Raw genomic sequence first — 6,999 nt, forward strand, 5'->3', positions numbered from 1 at the left:
CGCTTACCGCTCATGGGCACCTCTCTTTAAGTCATCTTAAATGACTCCGGGGTGTCTGTTAAACCCGTGGCGATTCAGTGGGTAGAAAAGCTTGGTCTCGAAGATTCGCTTTACAGCACACATTCCATGAGAAGAACAAAACCTTACCTAATCTACAAGAAAACCAAGAATCTCCGGGTGATCCAACTTCTGTTGGGCCATAATAAACTGGAAAGCACAGTCCGTTATTTGGGCATTGAAGTAGATGATGCATTAGAGATCTCTGAATCGATCGAAGTCTAAGGTTGTCAGGGCTGCAACAGCAGCCCTGTGCCAGGAACGGACGTTGCTAAAAATAATCAGCATCAATCTGTCAGGAGAATGCCTGATCTGATCCTGCAACTCAGCAAAAGTTCGATTTGTTCAACAATGTTCGAAAAACGCTATAAATCGATTATCATGTTGTCATTATCGCTGAACATCACCTTTAGATAACTGCAGGTCTCGATATTATCCGGGAGTTCAGCGTGCGCACAGCTCTTTTTCCCGGTACGCAGCGCATTCATTATTTGCTGAAGCTCTGATGAATGTAAAAAGGCCTCGCATGAAAACTGGAAATCCTCGTAATGGCCACGCCAGATGCGTTTGGTTTTACTTTTACCAGAGACGTCTACATAGCCAAGAAACAGGGAGATCTTCTTATTAATTTCATTATTTTCATTAAGACCATGGGTCGCAATATAACGGGAGCGTTTTTTCTGCAGGTCACTGATTTTCCCGAACAGTCGCACGTGATATGCCGCGGTTAACAATGTCAGCACATCACCATTCAGGCTGTCTCTCACCAGAACAAACCAGGCGTTATCAGGGATGCTATAAATCAGCAGATGGGTTTTATTGATCCCCGGTTTTGAACCAAGTATTTCAAAACGTTGCGCGTTAATAATATCCACTATTTCGTACAGGTTCAGTGTAGAACGTTCTGAAATACGCTGTTTTGCATGATTCGTGATGCCCGTTAGCTTCATATCTGAACCTGTATTTGATAATTAATCACCATCCCCCCCACTCACCACACTCCGGGCATTTAATATTGAAGGGTTCAATCGCCCTTGCCGAATGGTAAGTCCAATATAAACCATTTTTTACTAATCGCGTGTCAGATTGCTGGCAGTGATTAAAACTGATAAATTGCTCACACTCTGTACATTGTAGCCAGACTGAACGTGGCGTCCGAGCGGACTGCACGCCCTGTTTATTAGTATAGCCACCCGTTTTTTCAATGGTGCGAAGTTCCACAGAGCCACAGCGAATACAAAAAGGTTTAGCCTGCGTCAGATCATTAGGCAAGGAAGATGTATTCGAACTTTCGAGTTTATATTGTAAAAAGAGTCCCAATAGTCTCTGGAGTTCGTCGTTGTAAAGCTCTTTATCTATTGGGCTTAAAAATATAGCGCCATAGTCATGATTGGGTTTTATACCACCGGCCCCCGAACCTGCCTCTCCCAGATAACTGTATTTACCCCAATGCTGTGCGGTAACGACGTCGGCTATGACATCCTTGCAGGGATGGATCAAAAACACCGGATTATTAGTGGCTTCGCGATAATCTTTCTGATTGCGGAGCCCATCAATGACCCCCAGTAGGCCGCCAGACCGCGCAAATGTTGAGTGATCATAAAACTTTGCGTCCAGGACAAAGCGTCTGGAATAGCGTGCCTGGTCATCTTTGTCAGCTGTCCATTGCAGATCAATAACAAAATCAGGCCGCTTGCCATTTTCTAACGTTTTTTCATAGGCTAAGGTTAGCGTTCTTTTAGAATGCGGATTGTCGAAGAGTATCTCGATATCTTTCTTTCTGTCTTTAATGGCATCCACTACCTGGTATTTCCAGTTGGTCTGCGGGATAAATCTGAATGATTCGATCAGCACCTTCATTATTTGTAGCAAACACCACCGTTCATACAAAAGCGGCATATTCACCAGACCGATCGCATCAATTTCTTCAAGGCTGAGCAATAAATCTTCATTTGTCAGACGGGTGCTCGCCATAAGCTGCTTATAACCGTTATGCACGCCCTGATAATGCGGATTTTGGACAAACGTCATCGAGTTTGGGAAATGAGATGAGGCCGTCACCCCAAGAGCTTTGAACTGAGTAATGAGCTGCGCGAGTTGCCGCTGTTTTGGCTCGACTTTTTTAAACACCGCTTCCGATAAAGACTGGTTTTCACTGTAAAACCCGATGCGGTTTTGCAGCGCCACCTTTTCTTTCGTTTGCTCATCCAGTTCACGCGGGTTGAGCTTTCGTTGCCAGTTGTTAGCATCGAGGACTTTACCCTGCTTAATTTCCTGACTGTATTTTTGCTGGGCGAGATATAACTCCCGCGCATCTACAATCTCGATATCGTTTAAGTAGTCAATAACGTAAATTACTGCTTTTGCGGTTTCATAACGGCGACCGGCACCCGTTATTTTATATTCGGCATGTTGCCGTAAACACCTCACTAAATTCAGCAAAGATGCGTTAACTTTTGAATTAAACGATAAAACCGTGCTTTTTTCATTATCTTTCTTCCACTGTCCCTGAACATTGATCTCAATAAAAAAACCATCGTTCTCTTGTGTAGGTTTTTGGCTGCGAAAGTGCAATACATTATACTGAGGACCATCCGCATCATATACGATTTTTTCGGAAAAAATGCTCTGTGCTAATTGTTGTTGCCAATAGCTTAACTTGCATCGCTGTCGAATGATTTCCAAATCTTTAACCACCAGATCCCGGTCAATCGTTACGCTATCGGTGATGGAATCATACTGTTGTTGAAGTTTATCAATAAGCGCGGCATAGCGTTTCGCTTTGTTACCCGATAAGATAACAATTTGCTTAATAATCCTATAGCTACGTTCGAGAGCAAAGAGGATATAGCGGTTTTCCGCCATGTTAAATGTCGGCGTTACCGCGCGACTGGTTAAAACAGATTGATTGGTTTTTGTTGCTAACTCCATAAACGTACGGTTAACCGGTTTTACGGCTTTGCGTGGCTTCAGGGTTTGTATTTCTCGCAGTTCAGCCTTAGGGTTACTCAGGATTTTATGGGCATGCATGATTATATTTTGTGCACAATCAATGGTTGCATTATTAATGCCAATACTGCCTTGCTCTCTGGATGCCTGAACAGAACTTGACTCATCCAGAATCAATTCCCACAAATCATCTTTAAACCCTGTCAGGTAACGTTCCAGTTGCTCTCTGCTAAAATCCATCGATCCTATATTAATATGACAATGGACATCATCAAGGGCCAGTATCAACGTTCCCGCAGTATTTACGCTGCTGTGCCGCCAATATTTTTCTTTGGCATCCCACGAATCCTGTACGATCCACCAGGTTTTTCCGCTGTCAATATCTTCAACGGGAAAGAGTTGTTGCTCTGCACCGTACGACATTTTAATGCAAGGGATCACCGCTGACCCGGCAATAAACCGCACGGCTAATTGCCCCCGCAGAATGCCTTCTGTTCTGGGATAGATCGTCGTTTCACATTCAAAATGTGAATGTTCATCATTATATTCAACGGGTATTGCATGCAACGATTCCGTCACTTTTGTGACGGTATCTTTATCATACCATTGAATTTCGATGTACTTTATTTCAAAGGTAGACGTCATAGTTTACGACCAAAAATTCACAATACCATCATTGGACTTCGCATTATTTACCACATGTTCAAGTGCAACTACCGCAGAAAATACGTCAGGAATATCAGCATAGGTTGGCACCTCTTGTTTAATTCGCTGTAAAAATACCTTTTCAATCAGTTCGAGTTTTGTTTGCTGACCCACGGTTTTGTTGCCATCAAATGTTAATTTCGGCAGAACTTTATGCAATATAAAGTTATTGATTGCCCGCTCTCTGTCATCATTGGCATCCTTGAACAGGTGCAAATAATTCAGACCCTGACGAATAGTACGCATACCAAACTCAACGCCTAATTTATGTAAAAACTCTTTATTTAACGCAATGAACAACTGACAAAATTCATTTTCACGATCAAATTTTGGGTAGTTTTGACGTATGCCCAATGCTTCGGTTTCAAAGAGCAGTGGTCGTGATACATCGTCGAATTCATACTCCTTCACTTCACGGAGGATGGCATCCCAGTCAGATAACAGTGGCGACTCAAAACGCATAATATGCGCACGGTCTAATATTTTGGGTGAAAGATAATGGGTGGTTTCATCAATGTTAATAGCCCCTATAATATGAACATTCGCCGGCATCACAATGCTTGAGGGCATTGACATGGCCGCAAAGAGCATTCGCCGTACCTCGCTGTGGTACTTAATGAGTGAGTTTTTATCACTAAAACCAAATGCCTGTCTTAACTGATTATTGATAGCCTCATCTTTCAACAGCGCAATAAAATTCACCACCCCGTCCTGGCCGTATTTTTCCTTACTGTCTTGAATGATCTCTACCACCGCTTTCAACTCAGAAAGTACGTGCGCAGACTCGTCAGCGGAATACAGACTAATTTCCGGCGCTTCATCGCGGGACTCCAGCAGGGACAAGAAATCAGCAAAATAGTATTCCACGCGCGCCAGATTCATTTCGTCCAGGCAGATAAAATAGGGAGTCTCCGGGTTCAACTGAGCTTCCAGCAGTGCATCTAAAAAAGGGGTGGCTAAATATTTTTTCTCCAGAGGGTTGTAGTAACCAAGCAGATCTTCAGAACTGGTCCAGTTTGGTTTTACGGGAATAATAACTGCTTTCCCCCCAACAGCTTTCGCAAACGACTTAACTAAGTTGGTTTTACCCGATCCCGATTCCCCCGCCAGAATAATCAAATCCTTCGTGCGCAGTAAGGTGAGGTAATTTTCGATAATATGGCGGGGATACAAAATATCCTTTTCAATCAAATGCGACTGGATATAGGAGATTGCCTTGCTGTAATCACCGTTCAGCTGTTCTCTGAATACAACGCCATCGACATCCTGCGACGCAGATTTTGACTCTACTAAAAAATTATCAAGGTCTTCCTGGTCTAAAAACTCAAAGGTTTTCAAAAAAAGTGCTTTATCTGAAACATATTTTTTCAAACGCAGGATCTTATGATTCATTTCAACCTCTATTTTTTTGAAATTTTCCAGGGTTATCTGTAATTGTTTTTGTTTTAGTTCGTTATCCGTTTCAAGTAAAGCAATGGATTGTTCAGTTTTCTTTCGCATACTGTTCAACGATTCGACAAGTTTTATTGCATTGTCACGTTTCAGTTCTGCGCTTTGTTTTTCTGCAAGCGCCTCAGTAAGCTGCTGTTCAAACATACTTTGTTTGGTTGCAAATTCTTGCTCGATTTTAGTTGCAGCTTGTTGTTGATAAAAATGATAGATTTCATTCGCAATGAAATATGAGACGTCGTCTGCAGTGACGATATCATGCGGGATTGAGGCAGGTAGTTTTTCCAGCGATGAGCAACTCCCGGGCAGCACACTCATCATAAAGGGAATCCGGTGCTTCTCACGTTCTTTCGGGCGAGAGAGGGTTAGTTTGCATTTTATGAACCTGGCACCACGCTGATCACCATACTTTTTGGCATCTGCCGGGTTTATCCAGAATTCGCAGGGACCATTAACGCCAGTAAGAGGATATGACAGCAGGTTATTGCTGGCCAGCATTCTAGGGTTTTTCAAATGCCCCCATTCTCTGTCTTTGAACAGGGTAACTTCACCCCATACCTCGAAATTATCATCTTTATAGCCCCAGCTCGACTGCAGTGTTGCCAAAAGTTCTGTATCAGACAGTCCCTCTAACTCACTATACCCGTACACTTTGTTTGACATTGTGCTCTCATTAACTCACTGCTTTCAGAAGATATTAAGATAAGATTCGTCTAAGTGTCTAAAACTTTTCACCCTTCACGTAAATTTCGAAAGTAACTTCTAACTATAATGCAGGATCGTCTACCGGGGCGGGATCGTCCATTTCATTAACCCATCAGAGTATTGAGCAATTGCGAACTTCCGCTTCACGCCCTGAGACATTCGACAAGCTTTTTATGGCTTCAGTAAGGGCGAGCGTCGCGCTTCGAGAGCCAGCAAATACTTCGCTTCATCATACTGGGTTCGGGTCTTCCAACAGCGGTAAATGATCCTTATCCATTTGAAGGCCAGAGTCCGGATTGCAGACTGGTGAGATTTTCCTTTTTCTCGCAGTCCCTGATAATAAAGTCTGGCCAAGTATGATGAGTTAACTGTCTTGGCAGCCCATTCAACAAAGGTCTGCCGGACGAACTTGGCACACTGCCATCGCCAGTGAACCCAGGATTTCTGGCCACTTCGTTCTGTCACCGGCGCAATACCTGCGTAGTTTTGAATTTCTTCAGCGCTGTTAAACCGGTCACGGTTATCACCAAGTGTAGCAAGCATTCGTGGTCCCATACACGGCCCCATGCCCGGAAGTGATTTGAACAGCCCCGAATCTGGCAATGTGTCAAACAGCGTTTCGATTCGTTCGTCATAGGTTTTGATGATTTCACTCACGACTTTAATTTGTGTCGCCAGTGCTGTTGCCATCAAAGCATTAGCCTCTATAACACTCGGGTCTGTCGTCAACGGGATGGCATTATCAATACTCACCACACGCTGCTCGGTAAGGGCCATTGCGCGACCACCTTTGGCATTCAGAAAGTTACGGATCGTGTCGTGCCGGGCTCGTTTCAATTGTTGCAGACTGGGCCACCGTATAAGCAGTTCACACAATAGCAAGCTACCCCGATGTGAGCACCACTCCAGGGGTTGAGGATAATACTGTTTGAGCGTGTTGATTAGCCGGTTCACAAAACGGCGTTTATCTTCAACCAACTGACGACGCTGCTCAACCAGTTGCTGAAGTAAGCGCATATCCGCATTGTCAGGTTCAATAGCTTTTATCTTCTGGGGGTAAAGCTCCATTGTTCGTCGAGTTCACAGATAAGCGCAACATCAGCATGGGCCACCGGCGATGACGTTATTCGTCGT

Annotated in this window: 3 protein-coding genes and 3 pseudogenes; 1 reads left to right on the forward strand and 5 read right to left on the reverse strand. The window is 43.8% G+C overall.

Annotation, left to right across the window (positions count from 1 at the left end):
• Positions 1-78: 78 nt before the first annotated feature.
• A pseudogene (locus CHU32_RS27290) lies at positions 79-282 on the forward strand (site-specific integrase); the annotation flags it as partial.
• Positions 283-422: 140 nt separating this feature from the next.
• On the opposite strand, the gene CHU32_RS27295 reads toward CHU32_RS27290, so the two are convergent.
• The 5 genes and pseudogenes from CHU32_RS27295 to CHU32_RS27315 all read right to left on the reverse strand — a co-directional run.
• Complete coding sequence (locus CHU32_RS27295; protein ID WP_103678807.1) at positions 423-1,007, reverse strand: hypothetical protein; 585 nt, start codon at positions 1,005-1,007, stop codon at positions 423-425.
• 25 nt (positions 1,008-1,032) lie between these two features.
• Entirely contained in the window at positions 1,033-3,651 is a 2,619-nt protein-coding gene (locus CHU32_RS27300; protein ID WP_103678808.1) for a nuclease domain-containing protein, read from the reverse strand.
• Positions 3,652-3,654: 3 nt separating this feature from the next.
• On the reverse strand, positions 3,655-5,823 hold the full coding sequence (locus CHU32_RS27305) for an McrB family protein (RefSeq protein ID WP_103678809.1): 2,169 nt from the start codon (positions 5,821-5,823) through the stop codon (positions 3,655-3,657).
• 213 nt (positions 5,824-6,036) lie between these two features.
• Positions 6,037-6,924 (reverse strand): annotated as a pseudogene (locus tag CHU32_RS27310) (transposase); the annotation flags it as partial.
• Positions 6,924-6,999 (reverse strand): annotated as a pseudogene (locus CHU32_RS27315) (IS1 family transposase); the annotation flags it as partial. The pseudogenes CHU32_RS27315 and CHU32_RS27310, both read right to left, overlap by 1 nt.

Source organism: Superficieibacter electus (assembly GCF_002915575.1).
In the GTDB taxonomy this organism is placed as follows: Bacteria; Pseudomonadota; Gammaproteobacteria; order Enterobacterales; family Enterobacteriaceae; genus Superficieibacter; species Superficieibacter electus.